Here is a 25871-nt window from a genome sequence, read left to right on the forward strand (position 1 = left end):
GATAATACAAAAATATGTTAGGTTTTCTAACATAGAGCTTCAAACCCTTGATATGAAAGCATCCAATATATCTGCATAATATAAAATTCAGTTCAATTACATAATTTTTTTCGAAAATTTTTAAAATAATCTGATAAAATAAACAAAATTTAACTCAGGACATTACATTTTGCCCTGAGTTTTAAGTGTTAAACTAAACCTTGTTGTTGCAGTTGTCTAACTGCGCGAGTAACGGCTAATTTAACGTGTTCATAGGTTAATCCACCTTGTACATACGCTTCATATGGTGGTCTAATAGGTCCGTCAGCTGATAATTCAATTGATGACCCCTGTACAAAAGTTCCTGCTGCCATGATGACATCATCTTCATAGCCGGGCATATAACTAGGCTCCGGACTAAAATGCGCATTAATTGGTGAAGCATGTTGAATACTTTGACAAAATGAAATCATTTGTTCCTTAGTATCAAATTGTACAGTTTGAATTAAATCTGTACGTTTTTCATTATATTTAGGTGTCGTTTTCATATTTAACTTATCTAACAATAAACTCGTAAATAATGCGCCTTTTAAACTTTGACTAACAACGTGAGGTGCTAAGAAAAATCCTTGATACATCTCTTGCAAAGAATTTAATGATGCACCCGCTTCTTTTCCTATACCAGGAGCAGTTAAACGATAACCACAACGTTGAATTAAATCTTGTCTCCCAACGATATAGCCACCGATTTTCGCTAGACCACCTCCAGGATTTTTAATTAAGGACCCTGCTATTAAATCTGCACCACATTCTATAGGTTCTTTTGTTTCAACAAATTCACCATAACAATTATCAACAAAAATGATGATATTCGGGTGTTTAGACTTTATCATGTGTATTGCATGTTCAATTTCATCTATTGTAATAGAAGGTCTTTGGTCATATCCTTTTGAACGTTGTATCGCAATTACTTTTGTTCGATCATTGATTTGTTGCAACACGTTTTCTATATCAATATGTCCCTCTTTCAAAGCGATATCCTGATAAGTCACACCGTGTTCCTTCAAACTTTCAATACCATTGCCATTGATACCAATCACTTCAAGTAAAGTATCATAAGGACTACCTGTGATATATAATAATTCATCCCCATATTTCAACATACTTTGTAATGCTAAAGTAATGGCATGTGTACCTGAAATAATTTGTGGTCGAACAATAGCATCTTCTGCCTTAAAGGTATGAGCATATATTTCTTCTAAATGATCTCGACCAAAATCATCATAGCCGTATCCTGTCGTACCTTGTAAATCACTTTCGCTTGCTTTGACATGATGAAATGCATCTAATACCTTTTCTTGGTTATAATACGCAATATCTTCTATCTTTTTAAAATATGGAGCTAATGTCTGTTCAACATCAACAATTAATTCATTAATATCAGTCATTCTTTTGTCGTCCTTTTACTATTTTTTATATCCCTCAATATAATAATTTTCTTGAACTTCATTAAAAACAAGCCTAGTTACTAGCGTATGTTGCTTCAAGAAATATAAACGATCAGCGTCTTCAGCTGCTACTGTTTCATTATAAAAAGTTAAATTTCTTTTCACTTCAGTCATTAATAAATCTTTTACTTTTTCTTTATCATCTGCATTTTTTGTTGACACAAATATATGTGGTAATTGTGTTACAGGAATATCTCCATTCACTTCACACAAATCTTTTTTATTAAAAATGACAACTTGTGGTATTTGACCCATATCCAGTTGAATAATTAAATCATTAACCGTATCATATTGCACGCGATATTCTGAGTGGCTGGCGTCAACAACGTGTACTAATAAATCAGCACCTTTAGCTTCCTCGAGTGTTGATTTAAATGCAGCAATTAATGTTGTAGGTAATTTTTGAATAAATCCAACTGTATCAGAAATAATCATATTGAAACCTTCATTAATTTGAATTTGACGTGTTTTAGGATCTAATGTCGCAAATAATTGATTTTGTTCATAAGTTGTTTCATTTGCTAACACATTAAACCAAGATGATTTACCTGCGTTAGTATACCCAACTAAAGCCACTTGGTACACTTGATTTTGATCTCGTTGATTACGATAACGTTGTCGATGTTCTTCAACTGTCTTTAATTGGTGTTTAATTTCATTCATACGTGTACGTATATGTCGACGATCCATTTCAAGCTTTGTTTCACCAGGACCACGAGTTCCAATACCTCCACCTAATCGTGATAAGCTCTTACCATGTCCTTGTAGTCTTGGTAATAAATAATCTAGTTGAGCAAGTTCGACTTGTAATTTACCTTCTTTACTACGTGCTCTTAACGCAAAAATTTCTAGAATCAACTGAGTTCTGTCAATAATTTTAACACCTAATAAGTCATTTAAAGTTTTCGATTGTGCTGTAGTTAACTCATCATTGGTAACAACGACATCAGCATCATGAAACTCAATAAATGCTTGAATTTCTTCAATTTTGCCTTTACCAACATAATATTTACGGTCAACACGATGACGATTTTGTGTCACTTGACCAACTACATCTAATTGACAAGTACTTGATAATGCATCTAACTCTTCCATTGTTGATTCAAAATCAAATTGTTGATCATCTTGAGCATGTACACCGACTAAAACAGCTTTTTCTTGTTTTTCTTTTGTATCATGAATCAATTGCTGTGCCATGTTATACATCTCCTTAATTTTATACTACAAAACCTATTCTATCATAGTGTATATCTAAAGACTATTAAGCAAAATTATGTTACATTTAATTAAATCGAAAGGATGATTATATGGAAACAATTTACGATTTTGTAGTAGAGACAAATAAAGGTGTTACTTATAAATTAGAAGATTATAAAGGCGATGTCATGTTAATCGTTAATACTGCAAGCGAATGTGGATTTACCCCTCAATTTGAAGGGTTACAATCTTTATATGATAAATATAAAGAACAAGGATTTGTAGTACTGGGATTCCCATGTAATCAATTTGGTGGACAAGAGCCAGGTTCTGGTGAAGAAGCAGCACAAAACTGTAAACTAAATTATGGCATAACTTTCCCAATGCATCAGAAGGTCGATGTCAAAGGTGAACATCAACTGCCATTATTTAGATTTTTAACTGATGCACAACACGGTTTACTAAACGAAAAAATTAAATGGAATTTCACAAAGTTTTTAGTTGATCGTGATGGTAATGTGGTTAAACGTTTTTCTCCACAAAAAAAACCGGCACAACTAGAAAGTGCAATAGAAGAATTACTGTAAACAATAATTTCAATTAAATCTTTCAACATTAAAATGCTTCGTTTAAAGTATGGCTTTCAAATAAGAAACCGGCTTTAAACGAAGCATTTTTACAAACATTGTACTGTGCTTAAGTTATACGATATTCAATATATAAATGATGCTATACATTAGTTAATCTCACAATTAACATATGCTCACTTTGTATGTAACAACAAAATTTTGTATTACATTTAAACCTTTACATATTGAATAGTGGTTGATTAATGCTAAATAAACATTGAGCTTGATTACCTATTTTTATTATGCTCATATACATAATATCTATTGGTAAATCTTAGAAGAAATAACTCATGTTGTTGATTACAACTTATTCTTCACTTTCAGTTGTATCTTCAGCTTGAGCTTCATTATCAACTGTATAAGTGCTGATCGCATGTTTGTATATCAAATGTTGTTTACCCTGAGAATTTAAGCTAACTACATACTTATCGTAATCTTCTATAACACCTTTCATTTGGAAACCATTTAAGAAGAATACTGTCACTTCTGTTTTGTTCGCTTTAAAGTTCTCTAGTGCTTTGTCTTGGATGTTGTCATTTGCAATCATTTGTCAGAACTCCTTTTATTTAATATGGGTTGTAATCTCATCTAACATCATTTGAAGTGTCATGTTTTCTTTGTCTAACCAATGAACATTCATTTTATTTTTGAACCATGTCATTTGTCGTTTAGCATATTGGCGAGAATGCTGTTTCAATTTATCAACAGCATCGTCTAATGTCATTTGTCCGTTAATCACTGGGATTAATTCTTTATATCCAATTGCTTGCATACTTTGGCATGTTTCATAGCCTTGGTCAACAAGTTGTTGCACTTCTTTAAATAATCCGTGATCCAACATAATATCAACACGTTTATTTATTTTTGAATATAATGTTTTACGCGACATTTCAATCCCTATTAATAATGTATCATAATTTTCAGTAAATTGTTGCACTTTCTTTCGATTACTTAAAAGTTTTTTTGTTTTTAAATAATATTCAATAGCCCTCAATACTCTTTGTCTATTATTTGGGTGAATATTATTTGCAGATTCTTCATCAAATGAAGCTAAATAGTCATGTAATTCAGTATTATCAAGTTCAGATAATTGAGTTAACTGTTGTTGAACCTTATCAAGTTGTTCTTGTGATACGCTTTCGTCTTCTAACTCATAATTATACAACAGTGATTGAATATACAAGCCTGTTCCACCTGCAATAATCGGTACTCTTCCTCTTGCAGTTATGTCTTCAATTAATTGTTCAGCACGAAGTTTAAAATCATATGCTGAAAATGTTTCGTCAGGCTCTAAAATGTCTATTAAATGATGAGGCACATCACCCATTTCTTCTAGTGTAACTTTCGCTGTACCTATATCCATTGTCTTATACACTTGCATAGAATCACCACTAATAATCTCTCCATTTAGTTGTTTGGCTAATTCTATACTAAGTTCAGTTTTACCTGAAGCAGTTGGACCTACAATTGCTATTATAAAAGGTTTTTTCGCCATAATATCTCGTTCTCTTTCCTTTTGTCTTTATATGTTCTTATTTAGCCATAAAAATAACTCTTTCCAAACTTTGCGATAGCCATGTTCAAAAAGGATTTCATGTCGTTTCTCATGATATAACTTAACTTTTACATCCTTTATACCTGCTTTTCTATAACGTTTAGCTAGTTTTAAAACGCCTTGGCCATAATCACCAAAAGGATCTTCATAACCAGCAATTAATAAAATAGGCATGTCTCGATTAAGTAACTTGAGATGTTTAAATTGTGTTGTATGATGCATATAAAATAACGTTTGGTGCAATAATTGAGTTGATACTTCAAATCCACAATATGAATCACGAATGTATTTATCTACTTCATTTGAGTCAGATGATAACCAATCACTTGTTGTGCGTAAGGGTGATATGTTTTTATTAAAACTTTTAGTAAGCATATGATTTAGCCATGTAAGTCTTGATTGTTGACCAAAACTTGTTGTCATTAAAGTCAGAGCGAAGATAGCAGGTAAACTTTTCCAACTTGGATACATGGCCGTACCACTTAAAATAAGACCTTTACAATAATGTGGATATGTTTCAACAAATAAGCGTGCAATGATAGAACCCATTGAATGGCCTAAGACAAAATAAGGTTTGTCACTATTACTTCTGATTGTTTGAGCAATCTCGAAAGCATCACTGACAACTTGTCTCATATCATCATAATGCCCTCGAGTCGTCTCATCAATGTCTTTACCATGTCCTCGATGATTATGCCTAATGACATCAAATCCTTGTTGGTTAAGTGCTTGTGTTATTTTATCATATCGCTCCATATGTTCAGCCATACCATGAAAGATATGAATAAAGCCTCGAGATGGCATGTCGGTATAATCAACTTTTACTTCTATATTCGTATCATCTATCACTGTTAATTTAAAAGCTTTTGTTGCCATATAATCAACTCCTATCACCAATATCAATACACACGTTCGAAATCTTATCTTATCATATTTTCATAATTTCTTTCTTTACAGACTTTTACAAATTAATAATCAATCATTAGCAAAAATTGCCCTTTTGTACCTAGACGTCAATTTATTGATGTCCAAATCATTATCGTCACTAATAATAGAATTCAGTTCTATAAAAACAGTTTCTCTCAAAATCGAACTGATACATAAAAAAAGCAAATCTAAAAACAACAGCCTCGACATATAGGACAAGGCTGTTAAATAGATATACTATGAAGTTATTAAAACTAACTGTAGTTTTTAAAATTTATTCTCTAACTGCTGGTTGATTATTACCATGTTGAGCTTCTTTTATAGCTTGATCAACTTCCTCAGTATAAGCTACAACTTGTGCTGGAGAATAATCTAACATGTCAGACATCACTTTAATAACACTATCTTTATAATCTAAGACATCTTGGATGTTAAAGTACATTTTTCCTGAACGACGTACTAAGAAATCATTTGGTTTATAAACCATTTCTTGTTGAATCGCGTAAACAAGTTCAACATATATTTCTAATGGTAATTTATTATCATGGAATTGTGATGTTTGAGCAATATTAAATAATTCATCAACATTTGAACCATATTTTGATGCTAAACGTCGTGCAACTTCTGCATCGATACCATAACCTTTAGCAGCGTCTACTTTCTGTTCAACAAATTTCGCAAAGTTTTTGCTGCCACCTACATCTCCACCAGAAATTGGCAAGTTTTTAGTATTGCATGGTCCAAATGTTAATTTATATTCTTCTTTTAATCGTTTAGATACTAAATCAACAATGCCTTTAGCCATATGACGATAGCCAGTTAATTTACCACCAGCAATTGTTAGCAAGCCAGATTTACCTTCCCATACTTCATCTTTACGAGAAATTTCAGAAGGGTCTTTGCCTTCTTCATAAATAAGTGGTCTAACACCTGCCCATGTAGATTCAATATCATCATCTGTAACATTAACACTTGGGAACATGTAATTAATTGCATCTATTAAATAATCTCTATCTTCTTGAGTTGTTAAAGGTGATGATTTGATATTATCGTAAAATGTATCTGTTGTTCCTACATAAGCTTTACCTTCACGCGGAATCGCAAAAATCATACGACCATCTTTTTCAGTATCAAAGTATACCGCTTGACCAAGTGGGAATTTTGATTGATCGATAACAACATGGACACCTTTTGTTAAACGTAATTTTTTATTATTACGTGCATAGTCACCACTTCTTACATCGTCAACCCATGGTCCTGCAGCATTAATAACTTTTTTAGCTTTAATTGTATAGTTTTCATTTGTTAATTTATCGATAACTTCAACACCATTAACTTGTTGATTCTTATCATAAGTAAAGTGTTCTGATTTAGTATAATTTATAATTTCAGCGCCTTTTTCAGCAGCTTTTTTCATTACTTCAATAGTTAAACGAGCATCATCAGTTCTATATTCAACATAGTAGCCTCCACCTTTAAGACCATCTTGTTTAACTAAAGGTTCTTTATTTAATGTTTCTTTTTTAGATAACATTTTTTTACGTTCTGATTTCTTAACTCCTGCTAGACGGTCATACATTGCTAAACCTATAGAAGTTGAAAACTTACCAAATGTACCACCTTTATGCATTGGAAGTAACATCCATTCTGGTGTTGTAACATGAGGACCATTTTCATAAACGATTGCTCTTTCTCTACCTGTTTCAGCAACTACGCCTACTTGAAGTTGTTTTAAATATCTTAAACCACCGTGAACCAACTTAGTTGATCTTGAACTTGTTCCTTGAGCAAAGTCTTGCATTTCAACTAACGCTACTTTCATACCGCGTTCACTTGCATCTAATGCAATTCCTGCACCTGTGATTCCTCCACCAATAATAACTACATCGTATTCTTCATTTCTTAAATTCTTCTTAATATGTTCTCTTTTAAAAGTAGACAATGCCATGTTAAAACGCCTCCTATAATATAAAAAGAGAGATTTATCCTACATAAACAATTTCATTTAATTGAAAATGCACGAATAAATCTCTCATTTCTCGATTCAAATATTAACTTGTCTTTATTGTAACATAAATTTTGTTATTCAGTCTATTTAGTGTTTGGAATTATTCTGTTTTAAAAACTTGTGTTGCTTCTACAGCTTTCTTCCAACCTTTATACAATTTTTCTCTCTCTTGTTCATCCATTTTCGGATCAAATTTTTCTTCTAATTTCCAGTTTTTAGCAATTTCATCTTTACTGTCCCAGAATCCAACTGCTAAACCAGCTAAATAAGCAGCACCTAATGCAGTAGTTTCTTGAATTTCTGGTCTTTCAACCGGCGTATCAACGATATCAGCTTGGAATTGCATAAGAAAGTCATTTTTAACAGCGCCACCATCAACACGTAAACTTTGAACATCAATGCCAGAGTCTTTTGACATTGCTTCCATGACATCTCTAGTTTGGTAACATAGAGATTCTAATGTAGCACGAATAAAGTGTTCTTTTTCAGTACCGCGAGTTAAGCCAAAAATTGCACCACGTGCTTCAGAGTCCCAATAAGGAGTTCCTAATCCAACAAATGCTGGTACTACATAAACACCTTCTGTTGAGTCTACTCGTGTTGCATAATTTTCAGATTGTGGTGCTGAATTAATCATTCTTAGTCCATCGCGTAACCATTGAATTGCAGAACCTGATACAAAGATTGAACCTTCAAGTGCATAGTTAACTTTTCCATCTAAGCCATAAGCAATCGTTGTTAATAAACCACTTTCTGACTTAACAGCTTTTTCACCTGTATTCATTAACATAAATCCACCAGTACCATACGTATTCTTAACATCTCCACGTTCAAAACATGCTTGTCCAAATAAAGCAGCTTGTTGGTCTCCAGCGATACCAGCGATAGGTACTTCTTGACCAAAGAAATGATAGCTAACTGTTTTAGCATAGATTTCACTAGATGCTTTTACTTCAGGTAACATATTTTTAGGAACATCTAATATTTCTAACAACTCATCGTCCCATTTTAAGTCATGGATATTAAACATCAAAGTACGACTAGCATTTGAATAATCAGTAATATGTGCAGCATCACCTGATAATTTCCATACTAACCAACTATCAATTGTACCAAATAACAAATCTCCATTATCAGCTTTTTCTCTAGCACCTTCGACATTATCTAAAATCCATTTCACTTTAGTTCCAGCAAAATATGGATCTAATAATAAACCAGTTTTGTCTCTAAATAATTGTTCATGACCTTGTTCTTTTAAGTCATTACAAATACCTTGAGTTTGGCGAGATTGCCACACGATTGCATGATAAATTGGGCGACCTGTATTTTTATCCCAAACAACAGTTGTTTCACGTTGATTTGTAATACCTATCCCTTCAACTTGCTCAGCATTAATGTTATGTTCATTCATAACTTCCGTCATTACAGCTAATACAGAAGTCCAAATTTCATTTGCATCATGTTCTACCCAACCTGATTGTGGAAAGTGTTGTTTAAATTCACGTTGCGCAACACCTGCTATTTCTCCCTTTTGATTAAATAACATTGCTCTAGAACTCGTTGTTCCTTGATCTATAGATAAAATATATTTTTCCATAATATGTAGTCTCCTTTAAACTGTAAATCAGTATATTAATTCATTTTACAAAATTTTTTAATAGGTTGCGAAAAATAGCATAATTTACAATAAACTGATGTCAAATTATGCTATTTGATTAGCTGAATATTTTGTTTAATAAATAGTTTCAATATCATCATTTTTAGATGTTTTATTTAAAATTACACCTAAAATTAACGTAGCGATAACAACTAAGATTCCAATGGCACTTATTAAGTTAAATGTATGTTTATAAAAAATTGTATAAATTACAGCACCTAACATACCGCCAGCAATAGGACCCAATACTGGGACAATTGCGTAACTCCAATTTGAATCACCTTTACCAAATATTGGCAAAATTGCATGAGCAATTCTCGGTCCTAAATCACGAGCCGGGTTAATTGCATAGCCTGTTGGTCCACCTAAACTTAAACCGATTGCTACGATTAACAGACCAACAATGATTGGGTTTAATCCGTCAGCAATCTTATTAATACCAATAAATAAAATACCTAAAGTTAAAATCGTTGTACCAATAATTTCACTTAAAAAGTTAGCGAAGTAATTCTTAATTGCTGGTGCAGTTGAGAATACACCTAATTTTGCACCTTTTTCTTCTGTTACTTTCCAATGTGGTAAATACATTAGCCAAACTAATGCAGCACCCACAATACCACCAAGCATTTGACAAACTATAAATCCTGGTACTTGTGCCCAACTGAAACTACCATCCATTGCTAAAGCGATTGATACTGCTGGATTTAAATGTGCACCTGAAAACTTACCAACTGCATAAACACCCATAGTTACGGCTAAGCCCCAACCTAAAGCAATAACAATCCAATCAGCACCATTACCAGCACTACGTTTTAAATTAACATTAGCACAGACTCCGCCACCAAAAAGAATTAAAATTGCAGTTCCTAGAAATTCTGCTAAATATGCATTCATATATAAATGTCCTCCCAAAAGATAAAGAGATTCCTACAGCCATTTAATTGCGTAGAAATCTCTCGTCTCTATTCTAGATATTAACTTGTATTTTATGTTTTATATCATACTATTTGTATGAAAGCGTTGTCAATAACTTTTGTAAAAAATTGGTCATAATTTAATCTTTAAAAAACTAGTCATTGTCACAAAAAAGAACATATTGAAATTTTATTAAAATTTTACATATATTATTATCAATAAAAATCTCTTTTTGAATCTAGATAAAAGTACTTTTATTTTTTAGGACTAATTGATTAAATGTAAATAGAAAATATTGAAAGTATTAAGTAATTTAAAACCAAAACACCTGAAGTTGGGACCCAGCAAAGTAAAATTATGTCCACAGAATTTTTACTTTAATGTGCAAGCTGGGCAAGGGACCCAGCAAAGTAAAATTTAAAAGGATTACAGTTGCACTATCAGTACAACTGCATTGGGACGCAACAAAGAGAATTTCACCAAGAAATTCTACAGACAATGAAGGTTGGGCAAGAGCCTGGGACAAAATGTATTTTACGCTTAAATTTAAGCATTTGGCAGTAACTGTCTGGTTTTCAAAGCGTTGATAAATCAACATTTTGAAAACCTAGTCAGTCTTGCCGGGGTGGGACTACGAAATAAATTTTATATAAAATTTATTTCTGTCCCACTCCCAATTCGGGAGAATACAAATAAAAAACTCGACTCCTATTTTATTTCAATAGTCATCGAGTTTCTAAATTGTTATTATTTAGTCATTTAGCATTACTAATAACAATTTAGTTAATTTACCATAATTTTTGATCACTTGTTGTTACGTATTTTGCACCATTTTTAATTGCTTCTTCTATTTCTTGCTCAGTATTAATCAAGCCTCCTGCAATAACTTGTGCTTTCGTTTCTTTTTCTATATTATGAATTGCTTTACTTGCTACGCCAGGTAATACTTCAACGAAATCTGGTTCAACTTTTTTTATTAAATCTATACTTCTTTTCAACGCTTGACTGTCAATAATAAATACTCTAAATATCGTTAAAGTATTTAGAGATTTAGCCTTTTTAATGACTTTAGATTTGGTCGACACAATACCTTTAGGTTTAAATTGTTGAATAATATATTCACTAGCAAATTCATCATGACTTAGTCCTTTGATTAAATCTATGTGAATAAAACACTCTATGTGATTTTGTTTAAGTAATTCCATGATGCTCTTAATATGACCAATATGCATATCCAATAAAACACAAATTTTATGATCCGTCTTGATTAACAATTCTAAATCTTTCATGTTTCTAACTGCTGGTAAAATATTAGTGTTCATATTGACATCCTCTCTACATGACACGTTTGAATAATTTTTCTAATTCATAATTGGTAAAATTAATAATAATCGGTCTTCCATGTGGACACGTAAATGGATCTTCCGCTTCTCTCAATTGATCGATTAAATCTGACATCTCATGCTGTTGTAGATAATGATTAGCTTTGATTGATTTCTTGCAAGACATCATAATTGCAGCATCTTCACGCATTTTTGCTACATTAATTTTTTTATGTTCTAAGACAAGTTCAATCATATCTTTAATAATATCTTCTACTTCATCTTTAGGGAACCACACTGGATAACTATTAACGATATAGTCATAACCACCAAAATGTTCTAGATTAATTCCAACTCTTTGCAATTCACTTTGATATTGATCAATGATTAATTGCTCATCTTTTGAAAAATGGAATGTTAGTGGAATTAATAAATCTTGTACTTCATTTGTCACTTGTCCTATTTTATCTCTAAAATATTCATATTTGATACGTTCTTGAGCAGCATGCTGATCTATCATATACATGCCTTGTTCATTTTGCGCGATAATATATGTTCCATGAACTTGACCAACAACTTCCATATATGGAACGCGTTGTTTTGGTATAGATTTAAATGTTGAGCTATCGACATGTTCAGTATCAGATTCTGTGTTAGACATATATGTTATGTCATCGTCATTTTGATGTGGTAGATCCATTTGTTCCAAAATTTGTCTTTGTTTATTAGAGTAATCATCATCAATATTTCGTGTATCATTATATAAATTATTGTCATCAACTTCAGCAACCATATTAGATTCGTTATTATCACTTTGGTTTAACAATCCATCATACTGATAGTCAGATTTATCATCTAGACGTTTATCATTTTGATTAGCTTGTTCAAAAGCGATCTTTTGCTGTTCAAAAGTTTCTAACACTTTATTTTTTTTAGACATTTTATCTAAATCATTTTGTGGAATGAGTATTTTATCTTTAAATGCCTCTCTGATTTTTGTCACAATCAACTCAAATAATTGATCCTCTTTCGATAGTCTTACTTCTAATTTAGTTGGATGCACATTGACATCTACTAGTATTGGGTCCATCTCAATATTGATATAACATATTGGATAACGGCCAATAGTTAATAATGTATGATAACCTTCTAATATAGCCTTATTTAACATGAAATTCTTAATATAACGGCCATTAATAAAAATTGAAATATAATGTTTATTACTTCTTGAATGTTCTGGTTTGGCAACAAAACCTTCTAAATGATAATCACTTGTATCGCCAGAGATATGTACTAAATCTCGAGCAACTTTCATCCCATATATCTGTGCCATAACTTCATTTGTTTTACCTGAGCCATTCGTAGCAAGTAAAGTTTTCCCATCTGAAATTAAAGAGAATCGTATATTAGGATGACTCATAGCCATTCTATTGACAATATCTGTAATTTTGCCTAGTTCTGTATACAGACTCTTAATATATTTTAATCGCGCTGGCGTATTATAAAATAATGACTCAACTAAAATGTCAGTTCCTTGTTTAGCTTTAGCTGGTTTGTGATTTAAAACCTCGCCATTTTCGACATATATTTCATTTCCACTAATGCCATCTGTACATGTACGTAATGTGACTTTAGCAACTGATGAAATACTAGCTAGAGCTTCTCCACGAAATCCTAATGTTCTAATATGAAATAAATCTTCATCTTGGTCCAATTTACTTGTAGCATGACGATGAAATACTAAACCTAAATCTTCAGCTTCAATACCGCTACCATTATCAACTACTCTAATAGACTGAACGCCAGATTGCTGCACTTCTATATTTATTTCAGTAGAACCAGCGTCAATGGCATTTTCTAATAATTCTTTGACAACTGAACTTGGTCGTTCTACGACTTCACCCGCTGCAATTTTATTTGCTAATGAGGTTTGTAACTCTTTAATTTTCCCCATTTGGCAACACCTCTATTTTAACTGATTTTGTAATTCATTTAATTTCACTAATGCTTCGATTGGTGTCATATTAGATAAGTTTAATCCTTTAATTTGTTGTTCAACTTCACTTTGTCTCTCAACATCAAATAAATCAAATGTCGCTTGTTCAAATGTATTATCGCTTTGCTGTTTATTATTATCTTGCTTAATTATTTGTTGTTGGTCATCATTATTTTCTACATTTGATGTCGAAGTTATAGGTGAAATTTCTTTATTATTAGTTTCTTGCTCAAATTCATTAAGTATTACTTGTGCTCTATTGATAACTTGTTCAGGTAAATCAGCTAATTTTGCAACTTGAATTCCATAACTATCATCATCCGCTCCATCTTTAACTTTATGTAAGAAGATTAACTCTCCTTTATATTCATTGGCAGCTACATGCACATTTTTTAAATTTGGCAATACTTGATCTAACGTTGTCAGTTCATGATAATGTGTTGAAAATAATGTTTTAGCATGCGATGTCTGTGCTACATATTCAATCATCGCTTGAGCAAGTGCTAAACCATCATATGTAGAAGTACCTCTACCTATCTCATCAAAAATGATTAAACTATCTTCTGTAGCATATGTTAATGCTTTTTGGGCTTCTAACATTTCAACCATGAATGTACTTTTACCAGAAACTAAATCATCCGCTGCACCAATACGTGTAAAAATTTGATCAAATATTGGTAATATAGCTGATTCACAAGGAACATAAGCCCCCATTTGAGCCATAATACTAATAATAGCTACTTGTCTCATATATGTGGATTTACCTGACATATTTGGTCCAGTAATTAAATATATGAAGGTATCTTGATCTAGCAAACAATCATTAGGTACATAATCATTGTAGTCCATCACCCTCTCAACAACAGGATGTCTAGAATCGATTAACTTTAATTCTTTACTTTCACTGAACTCAGGTCTTGAATAATTATATTTTTGTGCAATTTCAGCAAAGCTTTGTAAACAGTCTAATTCTGAAATAATTTTAGCTTGTTGTTGTAAGCGTTCTGTATATTTTTTTACTTCTTCACGCAGCGTGACAAATAATTGATATTCTAATTCAACCGCTTTATCTTCTGCACCTAATATAATATCTTCTTTTTCCTTTAATTCATCAGTGATAAAACGCTCCGCATTTGATAAAGTTTGCTTCCTCATATAACCAAAATTAACAGGTTCTATATTTTGCAAATTCGCTCGTGTTATTTCTATAAAATAACCAAAGACTTTATTAAAACTTATCTTTAACGATTTAATGCCTGTTCTTTCTCTTTCTTTCTGTTGCAATTCTGCTAACCAAGATTTACCATTTTTAGATGCTTCTAAATACTCATCTAATTGATGATTGAATCCTACTTTAAATAATCCGCCATCTTTAATAGATATTGGTGGTTCTTCAACTAAGCTATTCTCTAGTACTTCTAATAAATCATCTAATGGTTCTAACTGATTAATTTTAGCTAATGATTGATGATTCATAGAATCTAGCAAAGCTTTAATATTTGGTATTTCAGAAATTGAATGTTTAAGTTGGATTAAATCTCTAGCATTAACATTACCATAACTTACTCTACCTACTAATCTTTCGATATCGTATACTTGATTTAAATAATGACGTAATGTATCTCTTTCTACAAATTGTTCGCTAAATGCTTCAACAATATTTAAACGTTCTTCAATTTGTTCTTTATTAATTAATGGTCTATCAATCCATTGTTTAAGTCTTCTGGCACCCATTGGTGTCTTCGTTTCATCCATCAACCATAAAAGTGTCCCTTTTTTTGATTTTAAACGAATACTTTCAGTTAACTCTAAATTACGTTTGGCATAAAAATCCATTTTCATATAATCGATAGCAGCATAAAATTCAGCATCTTCAATATGTGATAAATCTCTTTTTTGCGTATGATGAATGTAATCTAATAGTAATTGGGTTGCACTATGCATTAATGGTTGTTCTACTTGTCGATTGAAATCATACATCTCTGTAGATATTTGTTCTCGCAATGTAATTGTTTCTGTAACCATATTGATTTGTCTTTTTAAGTCATCTGTCAAAAGTTTATTAACTACAACTTCATTAGGATTAATAGTGGTAATTTCATTTAATAATGTTGCTTCATCATTAAATAAAGTCACTTTTAGTTCTCCTGTTGAAACATCACAATAGCTTAGGGCAATTTGTGGATAATCCGTCATAAAACTTAAAATATAATTATTCTGTTTATCATCCACACCACCTTGTTCCATTACTGTACCAGGTGTAACTATCCTAACAACTTCTCGTTTGACCATCCCTTTGGTTTGCCTTGGATCCTCCATTTGTTCACATATAGCTACTTTGTAACCGTTATTTATCAGCGTTTCAATATAGCTGTCAGCTGAATGATATGGTACGCCACACATTGGAATAGGATTTTCTTTTTTAGCGTCTCGTTTTGTTAAGGTGATTTCAAGCACTCTTGATGCTTCTTTGGCATCATCAAAAAACATTTCATAGAAATCTCCCAATCTAAAAAATAACAAACAATCTTGATATTCTGATTTTATTTTTAGATATTGTTGCATCATAGGTGTTACGTTAGACATTTATTTGTTCACAACCTCATTATTTTTATATTTTATAATTGAATTTTCCACTCAAATATAGCTGACAAAGTTAATTTGTATGAGTTATTTAACTCGTATATTTTAACATAATTAAAGTGACAAACATATCGAAAGCTTATTATGAAAAAACGCCCAATACTCGTTAAACGCAACATTAGTAATCAAAAATCATTGTTACTATGCTGAATAAGTATGGACGTATAAATATATTAATTTATTTTTTATTCAAGAATTTATCTAATATGCCACGTTTTTTTAATGTAATCAATAAGAAATAACTTATTAAAGCACCGATAGCACTAGATACAATAAATGTAATCATCAATGGTTTAATTAAAAAGTCATCAAAACCAATAAAATAGGCAAGTGGTATACAGACAAGACTACCAATAATACCAGTACCAAGTACTTCTCCAACAGCAGCCATAAAAATGTGTTTGCGATAAAAATAAAATGCACTGGCTAACAATACACCAATCATACTTCCCGGAAAAGCAAAAACACTACCAGTACCGAATAATAATCTTATTACTGAAGAAATAAGGGCTTGAGCTAATCCATACCAGGGACCAACTAAAACTGCACTTAATACATTAACAAAATGTTGTACTGGGGCGGCTTTAACAGGACCTAAAGGAATGATAATAATACTACTCAATACTACATTAACCGCTATTAACAGTGCAGTGATAGTTAGTTTTCTAGATTTCATATAATTAAGCTCCTTTTTCTTTAGTTAATTATGTTATTACATGTTGTTATATTGATTTAACCGCTTCTCCATCGTCGAAATAAACATTTGTAACAATTCATTGGCCTCAAATTGAGAAACTCTAAATTGTTCAACAATTGGTAAACTATTAATCTCTTCTTCTAGATGATGAATGTTGTCTTCAGATTGTTGCAATGCAAATTGTTGGCCATAATTTTGAAAATTAACTGATTGCTTTTGATATTTTTTTAATGTCGTCATTTTCTGTTGAATATTTTGATTACGATGTATTTGTTCTTCGACCATTCGATATTGCTTAATCGTATCTAACTGTTGAATTTTTTTAGCTATATTATCGGCTCGTTGTAATATTTCTTCTTTATCATACATTTTATTGTGCCACCATTTCAGGCTTAACTTCTCTAATGAATGTACCATTAAGTGAATATTGTTTAGCTTCATCAATTTGAACTTCAACCAATTTACCAATCATTGCTTTAGGTGCTTTAAAGTTCACTAATTTATTTTTATCAGTATATCCTGCTAATACTGTTTCATCTTTTTTACTGCTACCTTCACATAAGACAGTAACAATTTGTCCTTCATATTGGCTCATAGCGCGTTGTGAATATTCTCCAACTTTTTTATTAAGTCGTTGTAAGCGCTCCTTTTTGACATCTAAAGGAACATTATCAGTCATTTTAGCAGCAGGTGTGCCATCACGTTGTGAATATAAATAAGTGTAAGCATGTTCAAAGGCAACTTCATCATAAAGTGTTAATGTTTCTTCAAATTGTTCTTCACTTTCATTTGGATAACCAACAATAATGTCTGTAGTTAGCGCAACATTAGGAATTTTAGCTTTAATTCTTGAAACTAAGTCCAGGTAGCTTTCGCGAGTATATTTTCTACCCATAATTTTAAGTACTTTATTATTACCTGATTGTACTGGAAGATGAATATGAGGAACAATATTGCCACCTTCTGCTATAACATCAATCATATGATCAGTAAAATCCCATGGGTGACTTGTTGTAAATCTAACTCTTGGAATAGCGATTTTTGAGATATCTTGTAATAAATCTCCTAATCCATAAGACATATCTTGCAAGTCTTTACCATAAGAGTTAACATTTTGCCCTAATAAAGTAATTTCTTGGTATCCTTCACGAGCTAATTCTCTTACTTCATCTATAATATCTTGCGGTCTTCTACTACGTTCTTTCCCTCTAGTAAATGGCACAATACAATATGTACAAAACTTATCACAGCCATACATAATATTAACCCATGCTTTGATATTACCTTCACGGACTTTTGGAAGATTTTCAATAACATCCCCCTCTTTTGACCACACTTCAACAACCATTGCTTTAGAAAGATATGCCTCTTCTAAAATTTCTGGTAAATGATGTATGTTATGTGTCCCAAAAATCATATCTACATTTTGGTAAGATTTCAAAATTTTATTAACTACTGATTCTTCTTGTGACATACATCCACAAACGCCGATTAATATATCTGGACGTTCTTTCTTAAGATGCTTTAAGTTACCAATTTCACTAAAAACTTTATTTTCTGCATTTTCTCTGATGGCACAAGTATTAATTAAAATGACATCTGCAGTGTTAATATCTGAAGTAGCTTTATATCCAAGCGCTTCTAAAATACCTGCCAACACTTCAGTATCATGTGCATTCATCTGACAGCCATATGTTTTTATTAAAAATGTACGGTTTTCTCCCATACCACGATATTTTTCATCAATTTGAAAGTCTCTATTATATTGTATTTCTTGCTTTCCACGTTTTTTTGCTTCTTTTAAACTGGGTGGTTGATATATTTGTTCAAAATATTTGCTGTAATCTTTTTCAGCTTTGTTATCACGTTCTTTTAATATATCAACAGAACTAGACTTTCTTTGTTCTTCATTCACTTTGCAAAATCCTTTCTATATGCCCATATCATTACATCATTATATTAAATTTATCATCAAAGTGCAAAATGCTAAAAATTCAGAATGGAGTAGAAATAAGTTTTTAACATATATTTCATTGTCCACTCTAGCCAAACTATCTATGATTATAAAGGTAAATTTATTAATATTCTTAACCTCGATAGTTACAGTCAATTGCATAATTTTAAGTATATAATGCTTTTACTCCACACTCTTGACAGAAGAACTATTTCGAATTTTATTAATCATATTTTTCAGTTAGCGTTTCAATACTAATACCTTCTGGTACGTGATAAAACTTGACTTGGCTAATTATACTCGGACATTGTAATTCAACCATTTTATCATTTAAAGTTTGTATTAAAATTAAACACTCATTCATATCACCTTGTACTGTTGTTTCTAATGCACCAACTCTATAATTAAGTCCAGATTGATCAATAATAGCAATTGCTTCGTCTACATAAGGTATTACATTATCATTATTTGGCGTTCTAGGAATAATTTGAATACTCATTAATGTATCTTGCATTTTACATCTCTCCAATTTATAAATTTAGTATTATCTTTACTTATACTTATTTAGTCTTTAATAAAATAATAAGGATCACTGACAAACGCACTAATTATTGTGATCGTCTTTCAACTTTGATTGGAAATTTTCATTATGTTTACGTACCATTGCTGAACTATTAATTGTGTTAACTTGGTTAGCTACTTGCAATTTTGACTTTTTATTACTCTAGTTACTACTAAAAAGATTAACAGTTAACATGTATTTTTATTATATCAGTCTATTCTAAAAAATAGACAAACGATTGTGTTTCATATGTATAAAAAACTGAGTAATTTAAATGAAACTCATATTCATTTAAAAGACTCAGTTTTTATTTTTAAATAAATTGTTCAGTTAATTCATTAAATGTATCTTGAGAGATTTCGATATCTCGCTTAGCTAACGGTGTATCTTCTAATTCTGTTATTTGTGATTCATATGAAGGTGTTTCAGTATCTTGGTACACAATACCTTTGACTAATGATTCATGATCAATAACAGTTTTCATTGCGAGTTGTTTGTCTGATGTATCATAATCTTCAATATCATCCAAACTTACTAAGTGCTCTTTAAACCAATCATAAGTATTGATTTTATTATACGTTACACATGGTGAGAAAACATTAACAAATGAAAAGCCATCGTGATTGATTGCATCTTCTATTAATTTTGTTAATGCTTTAATATCACTAGAAAAGCCTTGTGCTACAAATGTCGCTCCTGAAGATAATGCTAATTCTAACGGTGCTACATTTTTCTCAATATTTCCTTTTGGAGTTGTTTTAGTAACAAAACCTACTGCTGATGAAGGTGAAGTCTGACCTTTGGTTAAGCCATAAATTTGGTTGTCCATAACAATATAAGTCATATTCATGTTTCTACGTAAAGCATGGATTGTATGACCCATACCTATAGCATAGCCATCTCCATCTCCACCTGAAGCAATTACTGTTAAATCTTTATTAGCCATTTTAACACCTTGTGCTAATGGTAGTGCTCGACCGTGTATAGAGTGCACACCGTATGAGTTAATGTACCCTGATAAACGTCCTGAGCAACCAATTCCAGTAATAATAGCCACATCTTCTGGTTCTAATCCAATGTTTGCTGCAGCTTTTTGAATAGCAGCTTGAACTGAAAAGTCACCACAACCAGGGCACCAATTGGGCTTTACATTATTTCTAAAATCTTTAAATGTAGCCACTTATACCATCTCCTTAATTTTTTTTACTACTTCTTGACCTTTTTCCACTATCTCATGTGGTAAGAATGGTGTCCCATCATATTTTGTATAATTTACTAATTTATCATGTATGTTGACATTCATTTTTAAAATACTGGCAAGTTGTCCTTGATAATTGTGTTCAGCTACAATAACTTTATCTGCCTGATTGACAGCTTGTTGAACGATTGACGTTGGGAATGGATGTAATTGTCTAATTTGCATTGTATTTACTTTAATTCCTTCATTTTCAAGTCGTTCACTACCTTCAACAATCGCACCTTTAGTTGAAATAAAACCAATATATAATATGTCAGCATGCTCATGATTTATCTGTGCTTCAACAGGTTCATTAATTAATAGATGTTCTGTTTTGTGCATACGTTTATCCATTTGTTGTTGTCTATTTTCAGCAGCTTCGCTAGGTTTACCTTCTTCATTATGCTCAACGCCTGTAATATGATGAATACCACCTTTTACACCTGGAATTGGACGTGGTGAAACACCATTTGCAGTTAATGCATAACGTTTAAAGTAACCTTTATCATCTTCATCACGTTCAATATCAGATTGTAATAATTCTCCACGTTTGATTTGAACACGATTAAAATCAAGATTATCAACGGTTTGTTTACCTAACGATAATTGTAAATCACTTAATATAATTACAGGACATTGGTATTCTTCTGCTAAGTTAAAGGCTTCTACAGTTAAATAAAAGGCATCCTCAGCATCTGTTGGTGCAACAACAATTTTAGGAATATCACCATGAGTACCATATATCATTTGCATTAAGTCAGATTGTTCTTGCTTAGTTGGCAAGCCTGTTGAAGGACCACCACGTTGTGTATTAATAATGACAAATGGTGTTTCAGTCATTCCAGATAAGCCAATAGATTCCATCATTAATGATAACCCTGGACCAGCACTTGCAGTAAACGCTCTTACACCACCATAATTAGCTCCAATTGCCATTGTTGCTGCTGCTATCTCATCTTCTGTTTGAATAACAGTTCCACCTACTTTTGGTAAGTTAGCAATCATATATTCCATAATTTCTGACGCGGGTGTAATGGGATAAGCAGCCATAAATTTAGATCCTGCAGATATTGCACCTAAACCTATGGCATCATTACCAATCATATATAAATGAGGTTGTTCATTTGTATGTTCAAGTTCAAAATCACCAATTATTTCTGATAACTGTTGTTGCATTAATTGATAGCCTTCATTTAATGCTTGAATATTAATATCAACAACTTTGTCCCCTTTTTTGCTAAACATATTTGAAACTAATGTTTCAAATGTTTGAGTGTCTAGATTCATTAAAGCAGCTGTGGCGCCGATAGCAACCATATTCTTCATTAATGCCGTACCAAGTTCTTTAGCTGTACTTGTAAATGGTAATTCAATAAGTTGAGCTTTACAATCTTCTGGTTTAGTTGGTTTAGCTTTGGCGTCAGCTAAAATAATACTATCTTCTCTCATTTCGTGATAATTCACTTCAATTGTTTCTTGATCGAATGCAATTAAAATGTCTAAATCATCACTAATTGCATGTACTGGTTTTGTAGATACTCTAATTTTATTATTAGTATGTCCACCTTTAATACGACTTGAAAAATGTCTATAGCCATATAAATAATAGCCTTTTCTATTCATAGCCGTAGCAAAAATTTCGCCAGTTGACTCTATACCTTCACCTTGTTGTCCGCCAACTTTCCACGATAATTGTGGTTTCATAGTTAATTGCCTCCTACGGATTGATTTCATATTAAATAATAACAAAAAGAACCACCGATTTACTATGTAAACAGTGGTACGATATTAAATTCATACTAATGGACGATAATATCATTTACGCTTCCATTCAACTTAACAGTTTAAATTCTACGTAGCTAATGAATAACTATTAATCTATCAAAAAGTTAAATGTTATCTATCTTTACAATTTTGATTGTTCAATTCATTATTAATAATTTAGCTTTTATATTAATTTATACTAATTGATGATCTTCATTAATCAATATACGTTCAATATACTTAGCAGTTCCTTCTTTATTTAAATCTATAATAACACCTGATAAAACACTTCTACCTTCATCTGGTACAACATGCCGTTGAGGTAAACTTGTAATAAATCTTTTAATAACTTCATCTTTATTTATACCTAGGATTCCATCATAATAACCTGTCATACCGACATCAGTTATATAAGCAGTACCATTAGGTAAAATACGATCATCTGAAGTTTGAATATGCGTGTGTGTTCCAACAACTGCACTCACTCTGCCATCAAGGAACCAACCCATAGCATTTTTTTCAGATGTTGTCTCTGCATGAAAGTCCACAAAGATATAATCCGTTACTTTTCTAGCTTCTTCCACAAGCTCATTTGCTTTTTTAAAAGGATCATCTATATCTTGCATAAAAGCACGACCTTGTAAATTGATTACTGCCAATTTAATTTCATTAATCTGGATAAATCTCATACCTACTCCAGGTGCTTCTTCAGGAAAATTCGCTGGTCTAACTAAGCGTTTAGCAGAATCAATAAATTCATATATTTCACGTTGTCCATAGGTATGATTACCCATAGTCATAAAATCAACGCCATCTCTTAACAATTGTTTATATATTTTTTCAGTTAAACCTTTACCATGTGCAGCATTTTCTGCATTCACTATGGTTACAGTAGGTTTATATTTTTGTTTTAATAGTGGAAGATATGTTTCTATAGCATTTCTGCCTATCTTTCCAACAATATCCCCAATAAACATTATTCGCATGGTGTGTCATCCTCTCATATATATTAGTTTAATTGATATAGTTGAATATTTAAAGAAAATAATCCCCTATTTATAGTTTTAAAATTGATAGTAGGGATTACTTTTTTGAATAGTTTGTTTATGTTATCATTGAACCATCAAAAAATAGGAGTTGTAAATAAATACATGTCTATTAATATTGATCCAGAAAAATTTGCAGAATTAGTTGTTAGTTCAAATCCTTCAAAATCAGAAGATGTTGAAGATATTGCAAAAGATAGTTTAAAACTATATATTAATGCTTATCGTTTAGCTGAAAGATATTCTACAATCGCAACAAATTGTTATGATACAGCTGAAGTGATTCAAGAATTGAAAAAAACTGATTTACAATTAAAATAATACAAGTAAAAATTTATACACTGCTAATCAAGTTCACAACTTTTTTAGCAGTTTTTTTATGCGCGAATTTAGTTTACATAATAATGTTATACTAAATTAAATTATTGTTTTCAATTCTATCTTTAAGAAGTTTGCATATTTAGAGCTAGTTAGATTTACAATCTTTACTAGCTCTTGCCCAACCTTGCCCGTCTTGCACATTTAAAGCAACTTAGATTTTTAACCTTTAGTAGCTTTTATGCAGTTGCACTTATAGTGCAACTGTAATCCTTTTAAAATTTTTCTATGATGGGTCCCTGCATTGTCCGTAGAATTTCTTGATGAAATTCTCTGTGTTGGGTCCCTTGCCCAGCTTGCACATTATTGTAAAAGTTCTGTTAACAGAACTTTTCTTTGTTGGGTCCCAATGCAATTGTTAGATTTTCTGCTATCTTGATAGCTAGAAAATCTTATGCAGTTTATTATAAATTAATAAACTGTAAACCTTTTTCATAGCAACCAATTGTAATCCTTTATTTAGTTTTTTAACCTTTACTAGTTCGCCCAACCTACACTGCTTGTTGAAACTGGCAACCAGTTTTTCTGTGTTGGTTCCCTTACCCCAACTTTCGTATTTATAAAAAATCCGAAAGTTATTTTTCTCTATCGGGGCTTTATCACATGAGTATTAATATCAATATTTTTGTATTTTAAATAATTTTTATTTAATTAATCATTCGTAAATTTCAAGTTTAAGTTAGCCACTTATATTTTTTAAGTAGTACTAACGTTTTAGGCTCTTTTCTGTTTTGTAAACCCAAGATGAGTGGTAGATATTTTATCTATGACTCATCTTGGGTTAGTAACAGCTAAAGTATTTAGCTGTTAAATAACTATAATAGATTTAATACTTTTAATGCTTGAGCCATTCTATGATGAGCTGTGTCATAGCCTAGGATTTTTCTAGGATAATCATTCATAAATTGTTGCACTTGTTTTAAGCGACATTGACTCACGGTTGATAGATCTGTTCCTTTAGGTATAAATCGACGTAACATTTTATGTTGATTTTCACTGGTACCACGTTCAAATGATGAAAATGGATGTGCGAAATAAATATTGATGTCATGACCAAATTCTTCATATAATGATGCGAATTCTGAGCCATTATCTGCTGTGATTGATTTGAATATATGTGGTGTGAGCGACTTTAAATGCTTAAATATTGATGTTAATCCTTGTGAGACTGAATGAGCGCTTTTATCATTAATCAGCTTTAAGATTTCAAAACGTGTAGCACGTTCAACGAGTGTTAAGATGACAGGTTTAGATTTATCTTTGGTACCGATGACAGTATCGATTTCCCAATGTCCAAAGGTTTGACGAGATTGGACGTCCTGTGGACGCTGTTCAATACTTGGACCTAAAATACGACGATGTGTACGATGATAGGTTTGATTAGACATGCGTCGTTTTAACTTCTCTAAAAGATGGATATTTTTAGTCGCCATGATATTATCATTAATCCAAGCATATAAAGTTGTCACACATGGTATTAAATCTTTACGGAACACATTTTCACGATGAGCACATGCCACAACAGCTTCAGGTGACCAACGTTGTTGAATCATTAAGTCATCAGCCCAAGCTATAAAATGAGGATTTTTCCGCCATAAAGATTGTGCGCCACAACGTTGTCGATTCTTGTAGTAATTTTGTTGTGCGAGTGATGGAATATATTGGAATTATTCATATTCATAAACTTTATCTTGATATTTTTGGCGTGAAATTTGACGTGTGGTACCACGTTCTATTTCATTATGGATTGTTTGAGGTGCACGTCCTAATTCACGTGCAATAGCACGATTAGAAAAGCCTAAATCTTTAAGAGTTTCGATACGAATGCGTTCTTCATAAGTTAGGTGTGTTCCTTTATGTTTTATCGTGTTACAATGATTTTGCGTCATGTGAATTC

Annotated in this window: 20 protein-coding genes and 1 pseudogene; 2 read left to right on the top strand and 19 right to left on the bottom strand. The window is 31.7% G+C overall.

Annotated elements, in window-relative coordinates; all coding sequences use genetic code 11:
• Nucleotides 1–188: 188 nt before the first annotated feature.
• Nucleotides 189–1427, bottom strand: coding sequence for a methionine gamma-lyase family protein (locus J3R86_RS07540; protein ID WP_207516801.1), 1239 nt, complete (start codon nt 1425–1427; stop codon nt 189–191).
• Between the two features lie 18 nt (nt 1428–1445).
• Nucleotides 1446–2684 carry a GTPase HflX gene (gene hflX / locus J3R86_RS07545; protein ID WP_207516802.1) on the bottom strand — a complete coding sequence of 413 codons (1239 nt, stop codon included), beginning with the start codon at nt 2682–2684 and terminating at the stop codon, nt 1446–1448.
• Between the two features lie 110 nt (nt 2685–2794).
• Here hflX and J3R86_RS07550 point away from each other — a divergent pair, with 110 nt between their 5' ends.
• On the top strand, nt 2795–3271 hold the full coding sequence (locus tag J3R86_RS07550; RefSeq protein WP_207516803.1) for a glutathione peroxidase: 477 nt from the start codon (nt 2795–2797) through the stop codon (nt 3269–3271).
• Nucleotides 3272–3620: 349 nt separating this feature from the next.
• Here the strand turns inward: J3R86_RS07550 and hfq are convergent, their stop codons facing one another.
• The 16 genes from hfq to J3R86_RS07630 form a co-directional block, all read right to left on the bottom strand.
• The gene (gene hfq / locus J3R86_RS07555) at nt 3621–3860 is read right to left on the bottom strand and encodes an RNA chaperone Hfq (RefSeq protein ID WP_002463889.1); all 240 of its coding nucleotides are present in this window, start codon (nt 3858–3860) and stop codon (nt 3621–3623) included.
• Nucleotides 3861–3875: 15 nt separating this feature from the next.
• Nucleotides 3876–4811, bottom strand: a complete 936-nt coding sequence (miaA, locus tag J3R86_RS07560; RefSeq protein WP_207518531.1) for a tRNA (adenosine(37)-N6)-dimethylallyltransferase MiaA — start codon at nt 4809–4811, stop codon at nt 3876–3878.
• A gap of 24 nt (nt 4812–4835) precedes the next feature.
• Nucleotides 4836–5744, bottom strand: a complete 909-nt coding sequence (locus J3R86_RS07565; protein WP_207516804.1) for an alpha/beta hydrolase — start codon at nt 5742–5744, stop codon at nt 4836–4838.
• A 325-nt stretch (nt 5745–6069) separates the two neighbouring features.
• Entirely contained in the window at nt 6070–7743 is a 1674-nt protein-coding gene (locus J3R86_RS07570) for a glycerol-3-phosphate dehydrogenase/oxidase (protein ID WP_207516805.1), read from the bottom strand.
• A 160-nt stretch (nt 7744–7903) separates the two neighbouring features.
• Nucleotides 7904–9400, bottom strand: coding sequence for a glycerol kinase GlpK (gene glpK, locus J3R86_RS07575; RefSeq protein WP_207516806.1), 1497 nt, complete (start codon nt 9398–9400; stop codon nt 7904–7906).
• A gap of 135 nt (nt 9401–9535) precedes the next feature.
• The gene (locus tag J3R86_RS07580) at nt 9536–10354 is read right to left on the bottom strand and encodes an MIP/aquaporin family protein (RefSeq protein ID WP_207516807.1); all 819 of its coding nucleotides are present in this window, start codon (nt 10352–10354) and stop codon (nt 9536–9538) included.
• Nucleotides 10355–11163: 809 nt separating this feature from the next.
• On the bottom strand, nt 11164–11697 hold the full coding sequence (locus J3R86_RS07585; protein ID WP_207516808.1) for a glycerol-3-phosphate responsive antiterminator: 534 nt from the start codon (nt 11695–11697) through the stop codon (nt 11164–11166).
• Between the two features lie 13 nt (nt 11698–11710).
• Nucleotides 11711–13651 carry a DNA mismatch repair endonuclease MutL gene (gene mutL / locus J3R86_RS07590; RefSeq protein ID WP_207516809.1) on the bottom strand — a complete coding sequence of 647 codons (1941 nt, stop codon included), beginning with the start codon at nt 13649–13651 and terminating at the stop codon, nt 11711–11713.
• 12 nt (nt 13652–13663) lie between these two features.
• Nucleotides 13664–16279 (bottom strand): DNA mismatch repair protein MutS, encoded by a 2616-nt coding sequence (gene mutS, locus J3R86_RS07595; protein ID WP_207516810.1) that lies wholly within the window; start codon nt 16277–16279, stop codon nt 13664–13666.
• A gap of 235 nt (nt 16280–16514) precedes the next feature.
• Complete coding sequence (gene thiW, locus J3R86_RS07600; protein WP_207516811.1) at nt 16515–17012, bottom strand: energy coupling factor transporter S component ThiW; 498 nt, start codon at nt 17010–17012, stop codon at nt 16515–16517.
• Nucleotides 17013–17048: 36 nt separating this feature from the next.
• A complete protein-coding gene (locus J3R86_RS07605; RefSeq protein WP_207516812.1) occupies nt 17049–17402 on the bottom strand; it encodes a YlbF/YmcA family competence regulator in 354 nt (117 codons plus the stop codon).
• Nucleotide 17403: 1 nt separating this feature from the next.
• On the bottom strand, nt 17404–18948 hold the full coding sequence (gene miaB, locus J3R86_RS07610) for a tRNA (N6-isopentenyl adenosine(37)-C2)-methylthiotransferase MiaB (protein ID WP_207516813.1): 1545 nt from the start codon (nt 18946–18948) through the stop codon (nt 17404–17406).
• A gap of 262 nt (nt 18949–19210) precedes the next feature.
• Nucleotides 19211–19501 (bottom strand): thiamine-binding protein, encoded by a 291-nt coding sequence (locus tag J3R86_RS07615; protein WP_207516814.1) that lies wholly within the window; start codon nt 19499–19501, stop codon nt 19211–19213.
• A gap of 361 nt (nt 19502–19862) precedes the next feature.
• The gene (locus J3R86_RS07620) at nt 19863–20729 is read right to left on the bottom strand and encodes a 2-oxoacid:ferredoxin oxidoreductase subunit beta (protein ID WP_207516815.1); all 867 of its coding nucleotides are present in this window, start codon (nt 20727–20729) and stop codon (nt 19863–19865) included.
• Complete coding sequence (locus J3R86_RS07625) at nt 20730–22490, bottom strand: 2-oxoacid:acceptor oxidoreductase subunit alpha (RefSeq protein ID WP_207516816.1); 1761 nt, start codon at nt 22488–22490, stop codon at nt 20730–20732.
• A 254-nt stretch (nt 22491–22744) separates the two neighbouring features.
• The gene (locus tag J3R86_RS07630; protein ID WP_207516817.1) at nt 22745–23536 is read right to left on the bottom strand and encodes a TIGR00282 family metallophosphoesterase; all 792 of its coding nucleotides are present in this window, start codon (nt 23534–23536) and stop codon (nt 22745–22747) included.
• Between the two features lie 165 nt (nt 23537–23701).
• On the opposite strand from J3R86_RS07630, the gene J3R86_RS07635 reads away from it, so the two are divergent.
• Nucleotides 23702–23917, top strand: a complete 216-nt coding sequence (locus tag J3R86_RS07635; RefSeq protein WP_002463863.1) for a hypothetical protein — start codon at nt 23702–23704, stop codon at nt 23915–23917.
• Between the two features lie 872 nt (nt 23918–24789).
• On the opposite strand, the pseudogene J3R86_RS07640 reads toward J3R86_RS07635, so the two are convergent.
• Nucleotides 24790–25863: pseudogene (locus J3R86_RS07640) on the bottom strand (IS30 family transposase).
• Nucleotides 25864–25871 lie beyond the last annotated feature (8 nt).

Origin of the sequence: Staphylococcus simiae, from assembly GCF_017357005.1 — a bacterium.
Classification (GTDB): Bacteria; Bacillota; Bacilli; order Staphylococcales; family Staphylococcaceae; genus Staphylococcus; species Staphylococcus simiae_A.